Origin of the sequence: Proteus sp. HMSC14B05 (assembly GCF_001808035.1) — a bacterium.
GTDB lineage: Bacteria > Pseudomonadota > Gammaproteobacteria > Enterobacterales > Enterobacteriaceae > Proteus > Proteus mirabilis.
Window position 1 is genome coordinate 127,743 of sequence record NZ_KV791994.1, and the last position, 20,016, is coordinate 147,758.

Consider the following 20,016-nt stretch of genomic DNA (forward strand, 5'->3'; position numbering starts at 1 on the left):
ATCTAATTTATCTTTACTTGCAATATAGGAGGCATTGTTTTTAAATTCACCACTATTGATAGTTACATTTCCATCCGCAAAATATTACCACCAGAGATATTATCAACTTTCGCTTCTTTTGTTTCTATTGAGATAGTTTTAGTACTTTGTATTTCACCAGTACTATTTGTAACACCTTTATCGAAAGCAAAATAGATATCCCCCTCAGATAAGAAGTTACCTTTATTATTATCAAGTGCACCGCTATGAATAAGCTCGATCCCTCCCCCAGCAGTTTCAACATTACCATTATTTTTCAGTGGTGAGTTAGCTTCAGTACCTATAAATTTTAGCGATGAGCTTCTCACTCCTGCATTCTTGACTATCTGCAAACTATATTTACTAGCAACGCCTGTTGGCTTTTGTGCAACCACCGTATTATCTTGTGCTTTAACTTCATTAGCGCCAGTTATCACATTCACATTAATACCAGATGCATCAAGAGGCGATTCAATAGAAACATTGCGGGCAATTAAATCAATCTGTTGCGCACTTTTATCAAAAGTGGCATTACCTTTAACAGTAATATTCCCTTTTTCCACTTTATAACTATCAACGGTATCATTTTGTGTATTCACTTTCCCAGTAGTCAACACAACACGGTCAGCACTAAGAAAGTTACAGCTACTACAAATAATTCCAGCAGGATTAGATAAAATAACCCGTGCTTTTGTTCCGGCCACCTCAACAGGGCCATTTAACGTAATGGCTTTTTTAGCATTAACCTCAAGAGTAATCTCTTTTGCCGCACCGCTAGATAAATTACTATTACCGTCAATATGCCCCGATAATTGAGTATCAGCACCATCAGGACTATTATTTAATATTAACCCTGCTTCAGAAACATCAAAACTGGTTAATGAATTACTGGAATAGCCATTAATCGCTGCGGCAATATTAAGAATATCAACACTACTATTTTTTTGCTGTTGTTGCACAACAATATGAGCAGACGGATCAGCTTGTACTACAGTCGCCATATTTAACGTTGATAATACAGAGAAAACTAATAAATTAATTTTAAAAGAAACAATTTTTTTCCTATTCATTATAATTACCTTATATTAAGCACAAAAGTTAATTAAATAATAAGATCTCTCTTTATTTAAAAGATCTATTAAGCACTAACAGGTGACAAATAAAATATAAAACAAAAAATCGATTGAAATTTACTGGTGAATTAACTTTAGAGAAATATATTTATTTGGCAATAGGAAAGCATATTCATAATTAATTAGATCCCGAACTAAATAAAATGAAAACAATATAAATAATTACTCTGATAAAAATAATACCAATAGAGATATCATTTTATTTCTAATAACAAGACTTATTACTATAGGTATTAATGCTTAATTAAAACCTATACCTCCTTTATCTCTACAACACTTTTTCGTGATATGTTCGTCTTAAAACGCAATCGATTACTTTTTAGGTGCAGTTTCTAATTTATTTGTGTAGGATAAAGCGAAAAACATTTTTTTTGGGATCTTTTGTCTATGAGCATGTCATCACCAAATTCTGCTCCGCAGAGTTTGCTCCAACGCCTGTTTAAACTTCAGGAACACGGCACCACGGTTCGCACAGAACTGATCGCCGGTGTCACCACCTTTTTAACCATGGTTTACATTATCTTTGTTAACCCACAAATTCTTGCTGCAGCCCATATGGATATTAAAGCAGTGTTTGTTACTACCTGCTTAATTGCCGCGTTCGGTAGTATTTTAATGGGACTGGTGGCTAATCTACCTATCGCCGTCGCACCCGCGATGGGTCTAAATGCCTTTTTTGCCTTTGTCGTAGTAGGAGCGATGGGGTATTCATGGCAAGTGGCCATGGGCGCTATTTTTTGGGGCGCAGTAGGTCTCTTTTTGCTTACTCTCTTTCGTATACGCTATTGGATAATAGCGCATATTCCGCTTAGTTTACGTGTTGGGATCACCAGCGGTATCGGTCTGTTTATTGCCATGATGGGCCTAAAAAACTCTGGGATCATTATTCCTAACAACGACACCATTGTGACTATCGGTAATTTTGCCTCCCACAATGTGTTATTAGGTGCTCTAGGCTTTTTTATTATCGCCATCCTTGCGGCTCGTAATATTCATGCGGCAATCTTAATATCGATTATTATCACTACGGTTATTGGCCTGTTATTAGGGGATGTTCAATATCAAGGTATCTTTGATATTCCCCCATCTATTGCTCCCGTTGTAGGGCAGGTTGATATTGTTGGCGCATTAGATATTGGCTTGTCTGGGGTTATCTTTGCTTTTATGTTGGTTAACTTATTTGACTCATCCGGTACATTAATTGGTGTCACCGATAAGGCGGGTTTAACAGACGATAAAGGTAAATTCCCACGGATGAAACAAGCGCTCTATGTAGATAGTTTAAGTTCTGTCGCAGGCTCCGCCATGGGGACATCATCTGTTACCGCATTTATTGAAAGTACCTCGGGTGTTTCTGTTGGTGGTCGTACCGGATTAACTGCAGTTGTGGTCGGTATTCTTTTCTTACTCGCCATTTTCTTATCACCACTGGCTGGAATGGTGCCAAGCTACGCTACCGCAGGGGCATTAATTTACGTCGGGGTGCTGATGACCTCCAGCTTAACGCGCGTAAAATGGGATGATTTAACTGAATCCGTACCAGCGTTTATTACCGCCGTGATGATGCCATTTAGCTTTTCTATCACCGAAGGTATCGCCCTTGGCTTTATCGCCTATTGTGTGATGAAAGTGGGTACTCTACGCTGGAAAGAAATTAATCTCTGTGTGGTGATCGTTTCACTGTTATTTATTCTAAAAATATTATTAATTGATACTCATGTTATTGATTTAAATAATTTATTTTAATATTTAATAAATTAATTTATTAATAATAAAAAAAGCACCAATAATATTCATCACTGGTGCTTTTTATTATCTTAAATTACTTGATATAAGTTGGTAGCAACAAACCAAAAATAGCGGAATCAGACACTTCATCACCAACAATCCAGCGTTGCTTTAAATAGCCTTCTTGCTCAAAACCAAGCTTGGTTAATAATGCCCTAGAGGCTTGGTTATCGGGATGTATATCCGCTTCTAAACGGCGTATTGATAGATGTGTTCTTAAATAATCAATAAAAGCAATCATTGCCTCATACATCAACCCTTTTCCTTGAAAGGCGTTATCAAGACAATAACCAATTTCACCACGGCAAGAATGGAGATGATGATTGAAGAATACACACATGCCAATAAGTTTATCTGTTGCTTTATCAATAATGGCTAAACGCAGATATTCCTTACGCTCCATATGCGTAATATCCTGAATAATATCTTCCTTCGCTTGTTGTATATTTTGCCAAGGAAGATGGCTCCAATAACGAGTAACCTCAGGAGAGCTCATAATCTGGAACCACTCTTGAGCATCCTTCATGGCAAAAGAGCGTAATAATAATCGCTCTGTTTCAATACGAATATCAGCATAACGCATTTTACAACTTCTCTGATTGCTGTTTAGGCGAGACAAAAGCGATACATACCGGCTCTGCCAGTGCATCAGGCTCAGAGCGAAACATGATCTCTTGAGTATCTGCTATTTTTAAACTCGGCCAATATTGTAATCCCGCATCGAAATGGGCTTTATCACAGTAATACCCCACCGGGCCAATCAATAAGACACCTTTGTCCTCTAATTGCGCCAACGTAATATGACGGTTATAAATATTAGGGGGCTGAACATCTTTCTCGACAATCCAGGGTTGGGCTGATAGCGGTCTATCTTTGCCATAAAAAGTGACCCACTCATGCATATACTCACCCCCTACATAAGATAAAGGCTGATGATAATGCTGATGCCAAGCATTCTCGACATCTTGTACAAAGGTTTTAACACCAATAAACTTTTGACCCGCATTACGCACATTAGCAGCTTGTACTACCGTATAACCAGATACCACTAACATACCAAAAACCGCTAAACCATATAACACACCACGTAATGAACGCTTAGGTATGACACTAATTGAGCCGACAAAAAGAGCGGTAGCCACTGACATAAAAGGTTGTAACCACTCAGTGATACGTCCCCCTTCATGGAAACTAAACCAAATAAAAATAATCGCTAATGGGAATAGCAAAATAAAATTCAATAATTGACTATCTTGAGAAGTACGCCAACTAACTCGCCCACCATAAAGACGTACAATTCCCCACATTAGTAGCACTGGATAGAAAACCGTTAAAGCGGCACGTAACGTACGTAAATTAAAACGTGCTTCTATTTGTGAGTCGACCCATTTAAAGGCGGCAAAGTCGTTTTGCCACAACCAAATAAAATTAGGTATGACAAACGCCAACCAGATAGCTATCGCAAAGTAAAAATAAGGGGAGCGATAGCTTTGACGAACTTTAGGTACTAATAAGCTTAATAAGAATACCGCACCAATCAGGGCTAATGAGGAGTATTTCCCCATAGTAGCCACCCCCATCACTGCAGCGAATCCACACCAATATTTGGGGTTGTCATTGATAGCGCATAAAAAGAAATAGAGCGCCCAAGGCCAGCAACCCACTAAAATATAATTATCGTTATAAGGAATGATATCGAAATTAATAATTCCTGATAAATTTAAACCTAACATGGCAAACCAAGCTAGGTGATAATTTTTGGTTAACTTATAGGCTAAATTCCAAACACCTAATAAGCCGATGGCTATCATCACAAAGTGGATAAAATACCAATAAAAGCTAAAATCAATACCACCATAAATGGCTGGCCACATAATAAAACCAACAAACCAAGGGTTTTTAGGTGAGCCCCAACCGCCATTAGTACCCCAGTTAACCGCTTCTACGGCATCATAAGGTACGGTGGGATCAAATAAATAGCTGACGATAATCCATAAAACCGCATAACCAATTATCCACCAATAAACTGGTTTGCGTAATCGAGCAAATGATAATGTCATAATAAACAGAATGTTAAGTTAATTAGTTTAAATTTATAGTTAATTGCTATCACAATACAGTAAAGTATAGTAAACCGAGCGCTACATTGTACGTGAGTAAATATTAAATTGTCTTAAATTCGTGCTTTTATCGCAAAATAGTTTCTGATAGATTGCGCAACCAATAAGATCACAAATCGAGTTACCATTATGAATATGATTAAAAGAAAACCCGCAGCTAAAACGCGTAAAAAAACACGTGAAGAGCTAAATGCAGAAGGACGTGAACGTAAGCGCCAGAAAAAGCATCGTGGCAATCCTGCTGGTAACCGTCAGCAGGAAGCGATGAAAAAAGAGCAAGCGCAAACCAATGAACAGAAAGATCCACGTATTGGTAGTAAAAAACCCATCCCTCTCATCGTGGATAATCAGGCGCCTAAAGTAGATAAGAAAAAATCCGCGCCAGCAAAAATGGAGCCTATGCGCTTATCGTTAGAAGAAGAGTTAGCACTCTTAGAGAATGATACTCGTTTAGATGAATTACTCTCTCGTCTGGAAGAAGGGGGTAAACTCAATCCTGAAGAGCAAGCTTATACTGAAAAAACCCTTGATCGCATCGATGCGTTAATGGCGGAATTAGGCATTGAGTTTGAAGAAGATGACGATGAAGAAAAAACAGAAGATATTATGCAGTTATTAAAAGGTAAGTAATTTATCGTTACCCTATCTTAATCTGACAGATACCAAATATATATTGGTATCTGTTCATTTCCTTTCTCTCTATTTTAAATAGTCATAATTAGAAATTATGATTTTTTATTTAAATTTATTTTTTAAATAAAAGCTCAGACAACTCTATCTATTTCTTATTAAATAACCCTGATATTCTATTTTTCTTCTTTTAATATACGAGTAATAATAAGTATGGATAATAAACAACACTATTTAGATATCGCCGCAGGGCAAGGAAAAAAAGAGCCCTCTCGTATAGTGGCATTCCCTGCACAGCCACTAAACTATGCATTGATAGAACAACGCCTAGAGGAACAGACCGAATACACAGATGGTGAGATAAGCTATCTTAGTGATGATCTTGATGAAGGTTTTTTCTATCATTGCCAACATGGCGATGATGAGCTCCATTTTTTTATCTGTCTGCTACCACGATCAGAAGATTATCAAATACGTCCTATGTATGCGACAGATGAGATGACTCCTGAGCTATTAGCCCATGCCAATGCCACCACTCAAGACATCTTATTAGAAACGATGTTCTCTGACACCCTACATCCTTTAGCGAGTTATCGCCATCAGCTCAATCTACTGAACATAATTGCGCCAGAAATGATCCTCGCACTGGATGAATCTGCCGCAGGTAAAGGATTAACTCCCGAATGGATACGCTTTCAATTGGAGACACCCGATCTCTATCCTGAAGTAGAAAGTTTGTATGTTATTCATGCAGTTTACGATACAGAAAATGATCCACCAACCATGTTCTGGTTTCATACCCATGGCTTGCAACGTTGTGGCTTAACTGAAGTTGATTTAGTGATCCCAAGCATGTTGGAATCTTACTACGGTATTCCTGATCTTTTCCGTTGTTTTGTCAATAACAGTATTAACAACCGCCAAATTGAATTTGGCGAGCCGATGCTTTGTGGACAAACTTCGTCAGGATTAGAATATTTAGTCGCGCTGCCCTTTGAAGAAGGTATACGTCACGTTAATCAGTCCACACCTTTAGATAGTCTTAGACCATTAGAAGAGATGCGTTATAACACTCAAGGGGCACCACATGGCGTATTTCTGGGCGATATGGCTGATAGAGACGAATATCATCAGCACCCATCATCGATGTTATTTAGAACTAATGAAGAAAACCCTATTTTAGAAACTTTCTTTAAAGGTTATGAAGAACAACAAGCCATGATGCTACTACGCAGTAACGAAGAAACCTACGAAATGGCAGAAAAGGCCAAAAGGCGTTGGCAATATTTTCTCTCCATGTTTGATAACTACCATCAGCCCCCCGTAGAGAAAAAAACCGGTTTCTTGGCAAAATTATTAGGTAGTAAAGAGAGCAATGAAGAAACTGAGAGCCCATGGCAATTTATGATTAAGTTTGGTATTCCTTATGGTGATAAGGAAGAAAAAGAGCTTGAGCACATGTGGTTTATCCCTCAGTCTCGAGAAGGTGACCGAATTTATGCTAAGTTACTTAACGTACCATTCTATGTACAAGAAATGGAAGAAGGTGGCATTTATCCCATTGATATTGCGTTCATCACTGATTGGGTTATCTCTTATGAAGGTTATAGTTATACCCCTAATACGATTTATCAACTTTTTAGCCACCAGCAGACTCACTAATCCCACTAATTAACTAGCACTATTCTCTGCAACGGGATCTGTCAGTATGACCTTGATGATAGATCCCGTTAATAGCATTCACTGATTGTTACACTAATGATGCGCAATTATCTCTAACTGTTACAGTTTGTTTTTTGATGAATAACAGTACAGCCTTCACGGCATTTATCTGATAGCTTTTCGACCATTATTATAAATTAAATTGATGTACATCAAGAGAACACATAGCCATTGTGGGCTAAATTATACTCAATAAAGATGGTTATAATTCTCATTTGCATTAAATATTTACCTAATCACCCTATTTTTCTTGTGCGTTTTCTTTTTAAATGCGTTAATAATTATCAGTATCATTATTTTTTGTATCAATATAATTAGTGGAAGGACGTTTTATGTCTCTCATTCCAAATCATAGCTACAAGATCCTCAGCTATTCCCCGCAAATTAGCCCTGCCTATCGGCAGAAGCTATTATCATTAGGGATGCTGCCAGGCGCTATTTTCAATGTGATCCGTATCGCACCTTTAGGTGATCCTATCCAAATTGAAACTCATCGGGTCTCTTTAATTTTGCGTAAAAAAGATCTCGCTTTGATAAATCTTAGCGAAATCGCTCATAACGAAAAATAACAGCTTATTTATCAACTACTCAGGCAATACAACTACTGGCATCACTATTATGACTCCTCTTACTATTGGTCTTATCGGTAATCCTAATGCGGGTAAAACAACGCTTTTTAATCAGTTAACAGGCTCTCGTCAACGTGTCGGTAACTGGGCGGGTGTTACTGTTGAACGTAAGGTAGGTCGCTTTACAACCAAAAATCATAAAATTGAATTAGTTGACTTACCGGGCACTTATTCTTTAACAACAATTTCAGAACAGACCTCTCTGGATGAGCAAATTGCTTGTCACTTCATCTTAAGTAATGAAGCGGATATGTTGATTAACGTTGTAGATGCTTCCAATCTTGAACGTAATCTTTATCTCACATTACAACTGCTTGAACTCGGTATTCCCTGTATCGTGGCACTGAATATGCTTGATATTGCTGAACACCAAAATATGCAAATTGATATTCAAGCACTTTCTGAACAACTCGGTTGTCCGGTGATCCCTATGGTATCAACCAAGGCATCAGGGATTGATAAACTGAAAGACACTATTGATAGCTTTCCAGCCACCAAAAGAAAACCCGAAGAGTTACTAACTTCTTATCCAACATGGTTATTAAACGAAGTTGAATCTTTAGCTGAAAAAATTAATCACGATGAATTCAATTTACAGCAACGCCGTTGGATGGCATTACAATGTTTAGAAGGGGATATCTATACTCATCAACGTGCTGAAATTACCTCACAAGAGATAAAAGCCATTCGTCAGCGCATTCAAACTGAGCATAGTAATGAGCCAGAATTAGTGATTGCCGATGCACGTTATCAAAACATTGAGCGTATTTGCCATGCAGTCATTAATATGGAGTCCATCAAGCCCAATCAGCTCACACAAAATATCGATAAAGTGATATTAAATCGCTGGTTAGGTGTTCCTATCTTCTTGTTTGTCATGTATTTAATGTTTGTGCTTGCCATCAATATTGGTGGAGCATTGCAGCCTGCTTTTGAAGGTGGCTCTGAAGCTATCTTTATACATGGGATCCAATGGCTAGGTGCAACATTCAATTTCCCTGAATGGTTAACTATTTTCCTTGCTCAAGGTGTTGGTGGTGGTATTAATACTGTACTCCCTCTGGTACCACAAATCGGCATGATGTATCTCTTTTTATCTATCCTTGAAGACTCTGGCTATATGGCACGTGCTGCTTTCGTGATGGATAGATTAATGCAAGCGCTAGGATTGCCCGGTAAATCCTTTGTACCGCTGATTGTTGGATTTGGTTGTAACGTCCCATCCATTATGGGGGCACGTACTCTAGACGCCCCAAGAGAGCGATTAATTACTATCTTAATGGCTCCCTTTATGTCTTGTGGCGCACGTTTAGCCATATTTGCTGTTTTTGCTGCCGCATTCTTTGGTAAAAATGGCGCCAGCGTGGTTTTTTCACTTTATTTATTAGGGATCCTTGTTGCTATTTTGACGGGTTTACTACTCAAACATACCATTATGCGAGGTGAAGCTTCTCCTTTTGTCATGGAGTTGCCGGTTTATCACGTTCCCCATATCAAAACCTTATTAATACAAACTTGGCAACGTTTAAAAGGCTTTGTTATCCGCGCGGGTAAAGTGATTATCATCGCCAGTATGTTTATTGGTGCATTAAATAGCTTCACTTTTTCCGGTAAAGCGGCTGATAGTATTAATGATTCTGCCCTCGCTTCCGTCAGTAAGGTGATCACTCCGTTATTGCAACCTATTGGTGTGCATAACGATAACTGGCAAGCTACCGTTGGTTTAGTCACTGGGGCAATGGCAAAAGAAGTGGTTGTGGGAACATTAAATACACTGTACACCGCAGAAAGTATTGTTAATGAACCTTTCGTTCCTGAAGAGTTTGATCTATGGGGCGAAATTGGTGACGCCTTTGCTGAAACTTGGGATAGCTTAAAAGAAACCTTTACATTCGCCGCGCTTTCCAACCCTATTGAGGCAAGTAAAGGTGATGGTGAAATGGATACGGGGACTATGGGTACCATGGGCAGCAAATTTGGTAGTGCAATAGCGGCCTATAGCTACTTAATTTTCGTTCTACTATATGTGCCTTGTGTCTCCGTAATGGGGGCTATTGCTCGTGAAACCAGTCGTGGTTGGATGACATTCTCTATTCTTTGGGGATTAAATATTGCTTACTCACTTGCCGCGTTATTCTACCAAACAGCGACATTTAGCGAACATCCACAAAGTAGTACCATCACCATTGCTGCTGTATTGATATTTAACTTAATTGTCTTTGTACTATTACGTAAATCTCGTCATCGTCTCAGTTTTAATTTAAGTAACAAACGCTCATTAGCGAAACAGTGCTGTGGTAAACAAGGTAGCTGTCACTAAGTCACAAAAGGAAAAATAAGATGGCAAGTTTGATGCAAGTTCGTGATTGTGTCGCGCTTAACGGTCGGGCTGATGCTCGTCTTGTCAGCCATCAGCTTAATATGCCTGAACCTATGGTAAAGGCGATGTTAGAGCGGCTTACGTTAATGGGTAAATTACAAGAGGTCGATGTAGAAGAGTGCTTGGTGGGTAGCTGTAAAAGCTGCCCTGAAGCCACCGCATGTCAGACTAAAGTTTATCAGTTACGCTCCTAACTCACTGTCTCTTTTAAACATATACCTTCCATATCCCCCTGCTATCTCACAGGGGGTTTTTCTGATAATCAAAATGAATTTTTTTCAACTTTTGCTGGTTATTCTTCATTTTACTTTTCCCACCATCTGCGCATAATCCAATCCTTAAATAGCCATAAAGACATCTAAATGTCCAAAATGAAATTATATACATTTACCTTTATTAGGATAATAAATTATGCCGATTACTGAATTCTCATCCATTATCTCTACGGGTACACAAGGTGGGTTGCAGATGCAATGTGCTTCTCGCCAATTTCAATTATTACTTGATGAGCCTATTTCATTGGGTGGAAACGACACCGCGATGACCCCCGTTGAAGCGCTACTTGGCACACTTGGTGCTTGTAAATGCATTGTTGCTAAGAGCTTCGCCCGCCTACACCATATTAATCTCCATAATATTCGTATTGAGGTAAAAGGCGAGCTAGATATCGATGGCTTTATGGGAAAGAATAAACAGGCTAAAATCGGCTTTAGTAAGATAACGACGCATTTCTATATCCAAGCAGATAATAGTAAAACAGAAATAGAAGCTTTTATCGCCTTTATTGAACGAACCTGCCCTATATTAGATACCATAACCAACCCACCAGAATGCGAAACGCTATATCATCTTGAATAGTCTATTAGCGTTATAACCTCTTCATTCATGCCAGAATTGATAAGGCCTCACACTGCTTTAACAAGGTTTCACTAAATTCATCCGGATGAGAAATAAAGGGAGCATGTGCGGCATGGCGAAAAATAACCGAAGGAGAGTCAGGATAACGAGCATCTAATAAAGCTGCGACTTTTCTTGGTACTAAACCATCTAAATAACCATAAAGCCGAATAAAAGGACAACATAAGGTAGTAAGCTGTTCTCGCAAATCTTCTGTACGTAAAATTTCCAGCCCGCCGTTTAATGTTTCAACGGAAGGCAAAGGTTGTGCCAACACGACCGCTTTCAAGGCCTTAGTATCTTCACGAGCACTTTGAGTACCGAGTGTTTGCAAGGCTAAAAAGCGCTCAACCGTTCGATGAAAGTTATCACTCAATTGTTGCTCGAAACCTTTTAACACGTCTGGCTTAATTCCTGGCCATGTTTCATGAGCAGCAAAACAGGGGGAAGAGGCAACGGTAATTAACGCCCGTACATTATTAGGATTATCAAGTGCAATACGGCTTGCCACTAATCCCCCTAATGACCATCCTAGCCAAATGGCTTTTTTTTCAGGTGCCTGTGAAAAAACAATATCAGCCATCTCTTTAAGCGTTAGCACAGGAAAACCTTGGCTTCTGCCATATCCCGGTAAATCAACCAGATGCAGGGTAAAATGCGAGCTTAATCGCGTAATGATTGATTGCCAAACCTGAGCATTCAAGCCCCATCCGTGCAACAGCACAAGATGCGTTTTTCCTTCACCTAAAGTCTGCCAATACAATTTATTCATTGTTATGCTCTCTTCTCTTATTTTACAGGGATGTTCACTATGCTGATAACAATAGCAGGATATTGCTGGTTATGTCGTCAACCATTGCGTTATGGTAACCACAGCATTTGTTCAAGTTGTATTCGTCATCTGCCACAACAAAATAATCGTTGTCCGGGATGTTTGTATCCCTCTACCCACTCAATGATATTGTGTGGACGGTGTTTGCGATCACCACCACGCTGGAAACAGATGTTGACAGTCACTGACTATCGCCCACCGCTTAATAAATTATTACACCTTTATAAATATCATCCTCGCCCTCAGATAGCATTATGTCTTGCGAAACTTTTTTTATTACGGTGGCTTGCTCATCGTCGCGAGAATTTAGTTCGCAAGCCAGAGCAAATTATTAGCGTACCGCTACATCGACATCGTCGTTGGCGTAGAGGCTTCGACCAAGTTGAGGCTATCGCTAAACCTTTGGCAAGATGGTTAAATTGTCCTTATCACCCTAATACCTTGATAAGAACTCGTGCTACACTGGCACAAACACATCTTAATGCCAAACAAAGGCAACAAAATTTAGATAATGCCTTTATCGTAAATCGCACAGTGTCAGTGGCAGGCAAGGATCTGGCACTGATTGATGATGTTATCACCACAAGCGCGACGCTCAATGCTATTGTACCTTTGCTATTTCGTGCTGGAGCACGCTCTGTTGAGGTATGGGCTATTTGCCGAACCTTGTAGTTAACCGTCAATTGGGCGTATGATAACCAACCAGAACAGTCAACTATTGAGCAAGACGATATGATTACTATTACTGATGCCGCACAGGCACACTTCGCCAAACTATTGGCTAATCAAGAACCCAATACTCAAATCCGTGTTTTTGTCATTAACCCAGGAACACCTAACGCTGAGTGTGGCGTTTCTTACTGTCCACCCGATGCAGTAGAGCCGAACGACACAGAAATTAAATTTGAAAAACTTTCTGCTTATGTTGATGACATCAGTGCACCTTTCTTAGAAGATGCAGAAATTGACTTTGTCACAGACCAATTAGGCTCACAATTAACATTAAAAGCACCTAATGCAAAAATGCGTAAAGTGGCTGACGATGCGCCTTTAATTGAACGTGTTGAATATGTACTGCAATCACAAATCAACCCACAGTTAGCGAGTCACGGTGGCCGCGTAAGCTTGATGGAAATCACTGAAGATGGCTATGCTATCTTACAATTCGGTGGTGGTTGTAATGGCTGCTCCATGATTGATGTCACTTTAAAAGATGGTATCGAAAAAGAGCTACTTAACCTGTTCCCAGATGAGTTAAAAGGCGTGAAAGATTTAACCGAACACCAACGTGGTGATCACTCCTACTACTGATCCTCTATTACAAATCCCCTTTGATATTCACCTGCACAGATATCCTAGGGGATTTGTGTATATGCCATTATCATTTACAAAAGGTAACGCCATCTTTACTGATTTGACGTTATTATAGTGATATCGTTCTCTCGCTCAGAACATAACAATGTAATTAACAATATAATAAATAAGACAATTATGGATAGTTTTCAATTTCTTAGTATTGAACAAGCCTATCAATTTTGGGTATCTCAATCGGCTATTTTAGTTGATGTAAGAGATCCGCAAAGTTATCGTCTTGGTCATGCCACTGGCGCTTTTCATTTAACAAATGATACGCTTAACCAATTTCTACAAGATGCTGATTTTGATGTTCCTGTGATGGTGATGTGTTATCACGGTCATAGTAGCCAAGGCGCAGCACAATATCTGGTCAATATGGGCTTTGAAACCGTATATAGTATTAATGGCGGTTTTGAAGCATGGCTAAGAGAGTTTCCTCAAGCGATAACTTCTCTGCAATAATTACAGATGAGTTTCTCAATGATCCACATTATCACACTATCTAACCCGCAACTTGCTGATATGTTCGTCAATTATATGGCGACAAAAGGTGTTCGGATCCACGCAAAAACAGAAAATCAACAAGTCAGCCTTTGGTTGGAAAACGAACAACAACTCAATCAGGTTGAAAGTGAGCTAAAAACCTTTCTTCGTGAACCTTTTCACCCTCGTTACCAAGCGGCAAGTTGGCAAACAGGTACGCCTCAACGTACGGGTCTACAATATCGCCCGGCTTTTTCAATCAAAAGCATGGTGCAACAATCAGGCCCTTTAACGGTTTTGACCATTATTTTATGTGTGCTCGTCTTTATCTGGCAGCAAATAGTGGGCGATTACAATGTCATGTTACATCTTGCATGGCCATACGATGCTAGTCTCGATTTTGAACTATGGCGTTATATCACCCCAGCATTTGTTCACTTTTCGCTCATGCATATCGCCTTTAATTTAGCGATGTGGTGGTATTTAGCCAGCCAAACAGAAAAACAACTGGGTACAGGCAAATTATTTGTCATTATGCTCATTTCTGCGCTATTTAGTAATTGGGCACAATCACTGTTTGCAGAATCCAACTTTGGTGGACTTTCTGGTGTTGTTTACGCGCTAATTAGCTATGTTGGCTTAACAGGTTTGCGGGCTCCAGAAAAAGGGATCGGTGTTCCTACCGGCTTAATTGTTTTTTCCATATTGTGGATAATCGCGGGTTATATGGGCGTTTTAGGTGATTCTATCGGAAATGCTGCACATTTTGCCGGCTTCCTTATCGGCTTATTGATGGCTTTGTGGGATAATCGACATCAATTATCTCGTCAATCATAATAAAATTAACATGATATTTTTAACTTTAGGGGACACCTGTGAAGCAAACACAACGGCATGATGCCATCATCGAACTGGTACGCTTACAAGGCTATGTCAGCACCGAAGAATTGGTGGAACATTTTGAGGTCAGCCCACAGACTATCCGACGTGATTTAAATGAATTAGCGGAAAAGAACAAAATCCAACGTCATCATGGAGGCGCTGCATTACCCTCTAGCTCTGTGAATGCCGCTTACCACGACCGTAAGATCATGTGGTCTGATGAAAAATCACGTATTGCCCAACGTGTTGCTAGCTTAATTCCTGATGGTGCAACACTATTTATTGATATTGGTACTACCCCTGAAGCCGTAGCCCATGCACTGATTAACCATAAAAATCTGCGTATCGTCACTAATAATCTGAATGTCGCCACTTTATTGATGGATAAAGAAGACTTTCGCTTGATCTTAGCGGGTGGCGAAGTGCGTACCCGTGATGGTGGTATTGTCGGTGAAGCCACCCTGGATTTTATCTCTCAATTCCGCCTTGATTACGGTATCTTAGGGATAAGTGGTATTGATATGGACGGATCTTTGTTGGAATTTGACTACCATGAAGTCCGCACTAAACGTGCCATAATCGAAAATTCTCGTTGTGTTATGCTAGTGACCGACCACTCTAAATTTGGCCGTAACGCGATGGTCAATCTTGGTAATATGAATCTGATTGATTACCTTTTCACCGACCAAGAGCCACCATCAGGCATTCAAAAAATTATTGAACAACATAACGTTCAGCTTGAGCTTTGCTAGGATAACCCTCTATTAAAAAGTACCTTTCGAGGTACTTTTTCCTAAAATTTTCCGCTTTTTTTACCTATTTATTCTTTTGTCAAACCTCATTCCCTTTCCTATTCTTATCAATAACATCATTTGTTCTTTTCAGTTAATAAGCACACTAAATGTAGGGATATGATAATAAATTGTTATTTATATCACGCAGTAATGTTTTTTATCGGTTATATAGTTGGCATTTCCAACAAAATTCATTACAATTATGAGCGAAAACGAACATTAAAGAATTGTTTCGCGCATTCTTAGGAGGATGTTATGGAAACTAAAGACTTGATTGTCATCGGCGGCGGAATAAACGGCGCTGGAATTGCGGCGGATGCAGCAGGCCGAGGCCTTTCAGTATTAATGCTGGAAGCTCAAGACTTAGCCAGTGCAACATCTTCCGCTAGCTCAAAATTAATTCATGGTGGCTTACGCTATTTAGAGCATTACGAATTCCGTTTAGTCAGTGAAGCATTGGCTGAACGTGAAGTTTTATTGCGTTTAGCACCTCATATCGCATTTCCGATGCGTTTCCGTTTACCGCATCAACCTCATCTACGCCCAGCATGGATGATCCGCATTGGTTTATTCCTCTATGATCACCTAGGCAAACGTGTCAGTTTACCGGGCAGTAAAAGTATTAAATTCGGGGCTAACTCTGTCTTAAAACCTGAATTAACTCGTGGTTTTGAATATTCCGACTGTTGGGTAGATGATGCTCGTTTAGTAGTATTAAATGCGCAAGAGATCGTTCGTCGTGGCGGTGAAGTTCGTACTCGTACCAAAGTGACGCGCGCTTGGCGTGAAAACGATTTATGGATGGTGGAAGCACAAGATTTACGCACCGGTGAAACTTCTCGCTACCAAGCAAAAGCATTAGTGAATGCAGCCGGTCCTTGGGTTAAAACATTATTCGATGAAGGGTTAAAATTAAAATCACCTTATGGTATTCGCTTAATCAAAGGTAGCCATATTGTGATCCCACGTGCTCACGATGAACCCCAAGCCTATATCTTACAAAATGAAGATAATCGCATTGTATTCGTGATCCCTTGGATGGATGAGTTCTCTATTATTGGTACCACTGATGTTGAATACAAAGGTGATCCAAAAGATGTGGCTATTGATAACAATGAAGTTGAGTACTTATTAAAAGTCTATAACGACCACTTTAAGAAACAACTGACCAAAGACGATATCGTCTGGAATTATTCAGGGGTGCGTCCATTGTGTGATGACGAATCCGATTCGCCACAAGCTATCACTCGTGACTATACCTTAGATGTACATGATGATAATGGTAAAACACCACTACTCTCTGTGTTTGGTGGTAAATTAACGACTTATCGTAAACTCGGTGAACACGCGGTTGATAAGCTAAATGCTTATTTCCCTAATATGGGTCAAGCGTGGACAAAAGAGGGTCAATTACCGGGGGGGAACTTAGAAGGTTACGATCGTGATGGCTATTCACGTCTTATTCGCCAACGTCATCCTTGGTTACCAGAAGCATTAGCACTACGTTTTGCTCGCACTTATGGTAGCAATACTGAAGTGTTGCTAGAAGGAATTACTGATTTAGCCGGAATGGGCGAAAATTTCGGTCATAATCTTTACGAAGCTGAATTACGTTATTTAGTTAAACATGAGTGGGTGATTGAGCTTGATGATGCTATTTGGCGTCGTACCAAACTTGGCATGTGGCTTAATGATGAACAAAAACAACGTATTACGCAATGGTTAGAGGCAAATACGCACACAGCATAATGCAGTAAAATATTCTCTGACTCTGTTCAATGTTCTTATTAGCAATTTTTGTGGCGCGATAATAGCGCCACTTTTTTATTGCCGCATATGATGCTATTGACATTACACCTGACAAACTCATCGATAATTGCTTCAGCTGGTTTTGCACTGTTTTTGCAAAAATTCCATTAAAACTACGGCATTATTCTGTTTCTCATCTTTAGCGGAATACAGTAATACTAATGGCTTTTCTTTGGCTACCTTCAATAGTGGTTGCCAACTTTCCGGTATTGCTTCTAATTCTTTTATATAGCGAGCCGTAAATTGTGTGAAATCGCCATTTTCATGAAACCATTTTCTTAATTCAGTAGAAGGCGCGAGCGCTTTATTCCATTCATCATAATGAAAATCGCTCTTTTTCACCCCTCTAGGCCATAATCTATCCACTAATACACGATAACCTTCATGCTTACCGTCTTTATCATCATAGACACGTTTACAAGTGATCATTTCTACTCCCATTCAATCAATGAGTTAATTTCATTATAGAAGAAAATCTTCAAACGTATCCCTTCTGCGACTTTACGTTATTTAAGGTTGTCATCGTGCAACATGAAATTTTCTCTTCTTCCGATTGAATTATCCTCATTGAAACTAAGGTGAATAACTGTTGACTAAATAACCGAATTAAGAGAATCTACATCTAGACGTCTAAATGGTTAGATGGGTAAATAAGTAGCGATACTTAACGGAATAACAATAACAACATGTGACACAACGATTGATGAGGTATAGGTATGAGCTTTTATCACGCAAGCCAGCATGAAGCGCTTAATCAAAATCTTGCTGAATTAGATGGCCAGATCCAAGTTTCTTTTGAGTTTTTTCCTCCTCGCACACAAGAGATGGAAAATACACTCTGGCAATCACTGGCTCGTTTAAATACCTTAAAACCTAGCTTTGTTTCGGTCACTTATGGTGCAAATTCAGGTGAACGAGATAGAACACATGCCATTATTAAAGATATAAAAGAGCGTACAGGCCTTGAGGCGGCACCACATTTAACCTGCATTGATGCCTGTCGTGAAGAATTACAACATATTGCCCAAGACTATTGGCAAAGTGGCATTCGTCATATTGTGGCGCTACGGGGAGATTTACCTGATAACAGCCAGAAGCCAGATATGTATGCCGTTGATCTGGTTCATTTACTGAAAGATGTAGGAGATTTTGATATTTCGGTTGCTGCTTATCCAGAAGTGCACCCCGAAGCTAAAAGCGCACAGGCTGATCTTATTAATTTAAAAAAGAAAGTGGATGCCGGCGCTAATCGAGCCATTACACAATTTTTCTTTGATGTAGAAAGTTACTTACGCTTTCGTGATCGCTGTGTTTCAACGGGTATTGATGTAGAAATTGTTCCAGGTATTTTACCTGTCACCAATTTTAAACAGTTAAAACGTTTTGCCGGATTAACCAATGTGAAGATCCCCGGTTGGATGCATAAAATGTTTGATGGCTTAGACAACGATCCAGAAACTCGCGCACTGGTTGGTGCTTCTATCGCTATTGATATGGTGAAGATTTTAAGCCGTGAGGGCGTGAAAGATTTCCATTTTTATACTCTTAACCGCTCTGAATTAACCTACGCCATTTGCCATACATTAGGTGTTCGCCCACAACTTGCGAAGGTTTAGTCTTATCACCCCGCCCATAGTCTATTGGCGGGGTTTTTCTAGGCGAGATTATTTAGCAAAATGATAAGGTTGCTCGATAGGAAGTAAGCTATATGCAGTATCTAGATCGCCATTAGTAATACAAGTATCTATTTTACGCACTTTATCAGTAATATCGGTAATATTAACAATCCACTCATTGCAATATTTTTCTACAGCTTGATTACGTAACCCTATTTGAATAGTGCGATAACTTAAGCGATTAAGATAAATATCTCGTTCAGGATCCCACTGAATACGAATATCACTGGTTTCTGTTGCTTCTTGCCATTCTTTGGCACTCACATAGTGGTCTGGATCGAAATGACTGACCACACCTTGTGTTAGCATCTGCTGAAAGCCTTCATGGGTAATATCAACAGCCAAAATAGACGCTTGATTGGGATCTTTGCGCCCCCACCCTGAGCGATACATCATCCAAAGAAAGGAGGGTTTTACCCAAGTCATACGGGTCATACTAAAAGGGGGAGAAACAAAAGTACCATTTGCGACTGCGCTCTGAGCGATAGTAGTAGAATAGGCTTGGTAAACACGGACAAAATCATCCGTATAGTATGCCCTTACTTGACACTCAGGACATCGGTCAACATCATCGTTCATCTTTCTTTAATATCCTTTTATATTAATAAAATGGAGCTATCTGCTTAAATTATGAGCCTCTAACCAGAGATAATCAAGAGCCCCTATTTTCATTAGGGATTTAATAGAATATGACACCGTGACAAGCCATACAAAAGAATGATCATAAAGCGCATAAATTAAAATGGCCATTATCGCTGCAATAATAAAAAATTTAATCTTGCAAAATATATCTTACACTACGTCCACCAGCGCCAAAGGTGCTCAATACATTGTACTGATTATCAAAACGACTCGATCACGAAATTT

Annotated in this window: 20 protein-coding genes; 14 read left to right on the top strand and 6 right to left on the bottom strand. The window is 39.4% G+C overall.

Annotated features, from left to right (window positions below; genetic code table 11):
* Positions 1–62: 62 nt before the first annotated feature.
* The gene (locus HMPREF3129_RS18990; RefSeq protein WP_254668253.1) at positions 63–1,088 is read right to left on the bottom strand and encodes a two-partner secretion domain-containing protein; all 1,026 of its coding nucleotides are present in this window, start codon (positions 1,086–1,088) and stop codon (positions 63–65) included.
* Positions 1,089–1,538: 450 nt separating this feature from the next.
* On the opposite strand from HMPREF3129_RS18990, the gene HMPREF3129_RS12015 reads away from it, so the two are divergent.
* Positions 1,539–2,897, top strand: coding sequence for an NCS2 family permease (locus tag HMPREF3129_RS12015; protein WP_004249062.1), 1,359 nt, complete (start codon positions 1,539–1,541; stop codon positions 2,895–2,897).
* Between the two features lie 76 nt (positions 2,898–2,973).
* On the opposite strand, the gene HMPREF3129_RS12020 is transcribed toward HMPREF3129_RS12015, so the two are convergent.
* Both HMPREF3129_RS12020 and HMPREF3129_RS12025 read right to left on the bottom strand, forming a co-directional pair.
* Complete coding sequence (locus HMPREF3129_RS12020) at positions 2,974–3,522, bottom strand: GNAT family N-acetyltransferase (RefSeq protein ID WP_004246767.1); 549 nt, start codon at positions 3,520–3,522, stop codon at positions 2,974–2,976.
* Position 3,523: 1 nt separating this feature from the next.
* Entirely contained in the window at positions 3,524–4,999 is a 1,476-nt protein-coding gene (locus HMPREF3129_RS12025; RefSeq protein ID WP_036919304.1) for a glycosyltransferase family 39 protein, read from the bottom strand.
* A 189-nt stretch (positions 5,000–5,188) separates the two neighbouring features.
* On the opposite strand from HMPREF3129_RS12025, the gene yihI reads away from it, so the two are divergent.
* The 6 genes from yihI (at position 5,189) to HMPREF3129_RS12055 (ending at position 11,278) form a co-directional block, all read left to right on the top strand.
* Complete coding sequence (gene yihI / locus HMPREF3129_RS12030) at positions 5,189–5,689, top strand: Der GTPase-activating protein YihI (RefSeq protein ID WP_004246765.1); 501 nt, start codon at positions 5,189–5,191, stop codon at positions 5,687–5,689.
* Between the two features lie 213 nt (positions 5,690–5,902).
* Entirely contained in the window at positions 5,903–7,351 is a 1,449-nt protein-coding gene (locus tag HMPREF3129_RS12035; protein WP_004249059.1) for a DUF4026 domain-containing protein, read from the top strand.
* Positions 7,352–7,743: 392 nt separating this feature from the next.
* The gene (feoA, locus tag HMPREF3129_RS12040; protein ID WP_004246763.1) at positions 7,744–7,980 is read left to right on the top strand and encodes a ferrous iron transporter A; all 237 of its coding nucleotides are present in this window, start codon (positions 7,744–7,746) and stop codon (positions 7,978–7,980) included.
* Between the two features lie 49 nt (positions 7,981–8,029).
* On the top strand, positions 8,030–10,360 hold the full coding sequence (gene feoB / locus HMPREF3129_RS12045; protein WP_012368551.1) for a Fe(2+) transporter permease subunit FeoB: 2,331 nt from the start codon (positions 8,030–8,032) through the stop codon (positions 10,358–10,360).
* A gap of 20 nt (positions 10,361–10,380) precedes the next feature.
* Complete coding sequence (locus HMPREF3129_RS12050) at positions 10,381–10,614, top strand: FeoC-like transcriptional regulator (protein ID WP_004246761.1); 234 nt, start codon at positions 10,381–10,383, stop codon at positions 10,612–10,614.
* Between the two features lie 217 nt (positions 10,615–10,831).
* A complete protein-coding gene (locus HMPREF3129_RS12055) occupies positions 10,832–11,278 on the top strand; it encodes an OsmC family protein (RefSeq protein WP_004246759.1) in 447 nt (148 codons plus the stop codon).
* A gap of 25 nt (positions 11,279–11,303) precedes the next feature.
* Here the strand turns inward: HMPREF3129_RS12055 and bioH are convergent, their stop codons facing one another.
* On the bottom strand, positions 11,304–12,089 hold the full coding sequence (bioH, locus tag HMPREF3129_RS12060) for a pimeloyl-ACP methyl ester esterase BioH (RefSeq protein WP_036919306.1): 786 nt from the start codon (positions 12,087–12,089) through the stop codon (positions 11,304–11,306).
* Between the two features lie 39 nt (positions 12,090–12,128).
* On the opposite strand from bioH, the gene HMPREF3129_RS12065 reads away from it, so the two are divergent.
* From HMPREF3129_RS12065 to glpD, 6 genes are all read left to right on the top strand, one after another.
* Complete coding sequence (locus HMPREF3129_RS12065) at positions 12,129–12,821, top strand: DNA utilization protein GntX (protein WP_017827133.1); 693 nt, start codon at positions 12,129–12,131, stop codon at positions 12,819–12,821.
* A 60-nt stretch (positions 12,822–12,881) separates the two neighbouring features.
* The gene (gene nfuA, locus HMPREF3129_RS12070; protein ID WP_036919309.1) at positions 12,882–13,460 is read left to right on the top strand and encodes a Fe-S biogenesis protein NfuA; all 579 of its coding nucleotides are present in this window, start codon (positions 12,882–12,884) and stop codon (positions 13,458–13,460) included.
* A gap of 180 nt (positions 13,461–13,640) precedes the next feature.
* Positions 13,641–13,967, top strand: coding sequence for a thiosulfate sulfurtransferase GlpE (gene glpE / locus HMPREF3129_RS12075; RefSeq protein ID WP_004246755.1), 327 nt, complete (start codon positions 13,641–13,643; stop codon positions 13,965–13,967).
* Between the two features lie 18 nt (positions 13,968–13,985).
* On the top strand, positions 13,986–14,825 hold the full coding sequence (gene glpG / locus HMPREF3129_RS12080; RefSeq protein ID WP_004246754.1) for a rhomboid family intramembrane serine protease GlpG: 840 nt from the start codon (positions 13,986–13,988) through the stop codon (positions 14,823–14,825).
* Positions 14,826–14,863: 38 nt separating this feature from the next.
* Positions 14,864–15,622, top strand: coding sequence for a DeoR/GlpR family transcriptional regulator (locus tag HMPREF3129_RS12085; RefSeq protein ID WP_004246753.1), 759 nt, complete (start codon positions 14,864–14,866; stop codon positions 15,620–15,622).
* Between the two features lie 297 nt (positions 15,623–15,919).
* Complete coding sequence (gene glpD / locus HMPREF3129_RS12090) at positions 15,920–17,413, top strand: glycerol-3-phosphate dehydrogenase (protein WP_004246748.1); 1,494 nt, start codon at positions 15,920–15,922, stop codon at positions 17,411–17,413.
* A 132-nt stretch (positions 17,414–17,545) separates the two neighbouring features.
* On the opposite strand, the gene HMPREF3129_RS12095 is transcribed toward glpD, so the two are convergent.
* Positions 17,546–17,902 carry a DUF488 domain-containing protein gene (locus tag HMPREF3129_RS12095; protein WP_004249056.1) on the bottom strand — a complete coding sequence of 119 codons (357 nt, stop codon included), beginning with the start codon at positions 17,900–17,902 and terminating at the stop codon, positions 17,546–17,548.
* Between the two features lie 287 nt (positions 17,903–18,189).
* On the opposite strand from HMPREF3129_RS12095, the gene metF reads away from it, so the two are divergent.
* Positions 18,190–19,089 (top strand): methylenetetrahydrofolate reductase, encoded by a 900-nt coding sequence (gene metF / locus HMPREF3129_RS12100; RefSeq protein WP_004246744.1) that lies wholly within the window; start codon positions 18,190–18,192, stop codon positions 19,087–19,089.
* Between the two features lie 48 nt (positions 19,090–19,137).
* Here the strand turns inward: metF and HMPREF3129_RS12105 are convergent, their stop codons facing one another.
* Positions 19,138–19,728 carry a DUF4291 domain-containing protein gene (locus tag HMPREF3129_RS12105; protein ID WP_004246743.1) on the bottom strand — a complete coding sequence of 197 codons (591 nt, stop codon included), beginning with the start codon at positions 19,726–19,728 and terminating at the stop codon, positions 19,138–19,140.
* Positions 19,729–20,016: the final 288 nt, after the last annotated feature.

What these genes read in the sequence shown, in the direction of transcription:
- HMPREF3129_RS12015 (WP_004249062.1), top strand. Translation starts at nt 1,539, where the DNA reads ATGAGCATGTCATCACCAAATTCTGCTCCGCAGAGTTTGCTCCAACGC.
- HMPREF3129_RS12050 (WP_004246761.1), top strand. Translation starts at nt 10,381, where the DNA reads ATGGCAAGTTTGATGCAAGTTCGTGATTGTGTCGCGCTTAACGGTCGG.
- feoB (WP_012368551.1), top strand. Translation starts at nt 8,030, where the DNA reads ATGACTCCTCTTACTATTGGTCTTATCGGTAATCCTAATGCGGGTAAA.
- HMPREF3129_RS12095 (WP_004249056.1), bottom strand. Translation starts at nt 17,902, where the DNA reads ATGATCACTTGTAAACGTGTCTATGATGATAAAGACGGTAAGCATGAA.
- HMPREF3129_RS12025 (WP_036919304.1), bottom strand. Translation starts at nt 4,999, where the DNA reads ATGACATTATCATTTGCTCGATTACGCAAACCAGTTTATTGGTGGATA.
- nfuA (WP_036919309.1), top strand. Translation starts at nt 12,882, where the DNA reads ATGATTACTATTACTGATGCCGCACAGGCACACTTCGCCAAACTATTG.
- bioH (WP_036919306.1), bottom strand. Translation starts at nt 12,089, where the DNA reads ATGAATAAATTGTATTGGCAGACTTTAGGTGAAGGAAAAACGCATCTT.
- metF (WP_004246744.1), top strand. Translation starts at nt 18,190, where the DNA reads ATGAGCTTTTATCACGCAAGCCAGCATGAAGCGCTTAATCAAAATCTT.
- HMPREF3129_RS12105 (WP_004246743.1), bottom strand. Translation starts at nt 19,728, where the DNA reads ATGAACGATGATGTTGACCGATGTCCTGAGTGTCAAGTAAGGGCATAC.
- feoA (WP_004246763.1), top strand. Translation starts at nt 7,744, where the DNA reads ATGTCTCTCATTCCAAATCATAGCTACAAGATCCTCAGCTATTCCCCG.
- HMPREF3129_RS12065 (WP_017827133.1), top strand. Translation starts at nt 12,129, where the DNA reads ATGCTGATAACAATAGCAGGATATTGCTGGTTATGTCGTCAACCATTG.
- HMPREF3129_RS12035 (WP_004249059.1), top strand. Translation starts at nt 5,903, where the DNA reads ATGGATAATAAACAACACTATTTAGATATCGCCGCAGGGCAAGGAAAA.
- HMPREF3129_RS18990 (WP_254668253.1), bottom strand. Translation starts at nt 1,088, where the DNA reads ATGAATAGGAAAAAAATTGTTTCTTTTAAAATTAATTTATTAGTTTTC.
- HMPREF3129_RS12055 (WP_004246759.1), top strand. Translation starts at nt 10,832, where the DNA reads ATGCCGATTACTGAATTCTCATCCATTATCTCTACGGGTACACAAGGT.
- HMPREF3129_RS12020 (WP_004246767.1), bottom strand. Translation starts at nt 3,522, where the DNA reads ATGCGTTATGCTGATATTCGTATTGAAACAGAGCGATTATTATTACGC.
- glpG (WP_004246754.1), top strand. Translation starts at nt 13,986, where the DNA reads ATGATCCACATTATCACACTATCTAACCCGCAACTTGCTGATATGTTC.
- glpE (WP_004246755.1), top strand. Translation starts at nt 13,641, where the DNA reads ATGGATAGTTTTCAATTTCTTAGTATTGAACAAGCCTATCAATTTTGG.
- glpD (WP_004246748.1), top strand. Translation starts at nt 15,920, where the DNA reads ATGGAAACTAAAGACTTGATTGTCATCGGCGGCGGAATAAACGGCGCT.
- yihI (WP_004246765.1), top strand. Translation starts at nt 5,189, where the DNA reads ATGAATATGATTAAAAGAAAACCCGCAGCTAAAACGCGTAAAAAAACA.